This window comes from Variovorax sp. 01T439_2, from assembly GCF_056398445.1.
This window is the reverse complement of the sequence record NZ_JBFTPJ010000988.1, coordinates 1-2107: the sequence shown is the minus strand read 5'-3', so window position 1 is coordinate 2107 and position 2107 is coordinate 1. Positions and strand designations below refer to the sequence as shown.

Genomic DNA, 2107 nt, shown 5'->3' with positions numbered 1-2107 from the left:
GAGCTACAGTGGTCACAGCTAACTTGCGTACAGGTGATGAGTACCTACGCGCGCTGCGCGATGGTCGACAAATTTATGTGGATGGCGAACGGGTTTCGGACGTGACGACCCATCGCGCATTCGCGAGGGGAGCGCGCTCGCTGAGCAACCTCTACGACATTGCGGCGGCGCCCGAAAATCGTGAGGTGATGACGTACACGTCACCGACGACTGGAAATCCGGTCCTTCGCGGCTTTCAGATCCCGAAGACCCACGCAGATCTGAAGGCGAAGCGCCTGGCGAGCGAGATGTGGTCGGAAGCGACCTTCGGCCTCATGGGCCGCTCGCCGGACCACGTCGCTGGATTCTTCTCCGGCTATGCAGCCGTACCGAGCGTGTTCGCTGCTGGCGGACAGCAGTTTGCGGACAACGTGATCAAGTTCTACGAGCACTTGCGCGAGACCCACCAGTACGTGACGTATGCCATCGTGCCTCCGCAGATCGACCGCAGCAAGCCGGCACATCTGCAAAGCGACCCCACCTTGTACGCAGGGGTCGTCAAGGAGAGAGACGATGGCATCGTCATCAAGGGCGCCCAGCAACTGGCAACGGCCGGCGTCTACTGCGACTACATCTACATCAGCACCATCCACCCCCTGCAGCCTGGCGACGAGAATTACGCATTCGGCGTGGCTGTGCCTGTGGGAGCCCCAGGCGTCAAGCTGTACCCGCGCCGCCCCTTCGGCGGTCAAGCACTGAACTCCTTCGACTACCCGCTGTCCAGCCGCTTCGACGAATCGGACTGCTTCGTGGTGCTCGACGACGTGTTCATCCCCTGGGAGCACGTGTTCATTTACCGCAACCTCCAAGTCGCCCGCGACCAATGGTGGAAAACGCCCGCGCATCTGTACGGCAACTTGCAGGCGCAGGCTCGCTACGCCACCAAGCTGCGTTTCATGACCGGCTTGGCCAAACGCATGAACGAGCTGACGGGCAACGATGCCAACCCCGCGGTGCAGACCCAGATGGGTGAGTTGACCTCGCTCGTGTCCATCGTAGAGAACATGCTGCTGGCCCAGGAAGTGGCGGCTGAAACGGACAGCAATGGCGTACTGTGGCCGTCGCGCACTGCGCTGTACTCGATCATGGCGCTCCAATCGGAGTTGAACGCTCGCATGGTGGAAATCATCCGTGAGCTCTCCGGCGCCGGGATGATCACCCTCCCCTCATCGTTCAAGGACTTCCAGAACTCCGAAACCGCCGCCGACGTGCAGCGGTACTACCGTTCGGCAACCACCAGTGCCGACGAGCGCGTTGCGCTGATGCGGATGGCCTGGGACTTCATTGGCTCGGAGTTTGGCAATCGCCACCAGCAATACGAGAAGTTCTACGGTGGTGCGTCCTTCTTGGTCAAGCAAAATGTCAACCGTAGTTTCGACTACGCACGAGCAACCGGTTTGGTTGATCGCGCGTTGGCCCTTCCAGGCTTCGAAGGCGCATTCGGACCGGACGACTATAAGTAACGATTGCGCAATTACAAAGGGCCGGAGTCGACGCCGGCCCTTTGTCGGCGGACGGTCAATGCTCCCTATATTTGCGTCATATCAGTATGTTGACAACGGTAGCTGAAGAATATACTTTGCACTGTATAAAAGTCTTTATAACCTGAGGTGCGCCGGCGCGCGACGCACATTCGGGACCAAGTAGATTAAATGACCTCCGTAACGAAGACTTCCCGTGCTCTGATCAAACCGCGTGAACCCAAACTCGAAGTGCCAGTTGCTTCCCAGCCGCTGTCCGTTGACCGTATCCGTCGCAAAAGCGCTGCAAGCCGCAAAGCGCGGGAGAGCAACAAGCACCTCTACTTCATAGGTGTTGCCGAAGCGCGCTACGTGCTGCGCAAAGTGTTCCGCATCGTCGAAGAGCAGGCAAAAAAGTTTGGCATCGATCCGTTGGCTCACCAGGCACTGATTCAAATCTATGGTTGCCCCGACATGGAGCTTCAGGTCAATCAGATTGCAAGCCGCCTTGATATCACACCGGCCTTTTCCTCCAGCCTTGTCAAACTGCTAGTGGAAAAGGACTTGGTGGTTCGTCGGCGTGGTGATCAGGATCAGCGGACGACCTA

At 58.5% G+C, this 2107-nt stretch carries 2 protein-coding genes; both read left to right on the top strand.

Annotation, left to right across the window (positions count from 1 at the left end):
• The coding region (locus tag AC1DOC_RS30815; RefSeq protein ID WP_478131240.1) for a 4-hydroxyphenylacetate 3-hydroxylase family protein at positions 1–1502 on the top strand (1502 nt) is incomplete at its 5' end.
• A 189-nt stretch (positions 1503–1691) separates the two neighbouring features.
• On the top strand, positions 1692–2107 hold a 416-nt coding region (locus AC1DOC_RS30810; protein WP_478131239.1), incomplete at its 3' end, for a MarR family transcriptional regulator.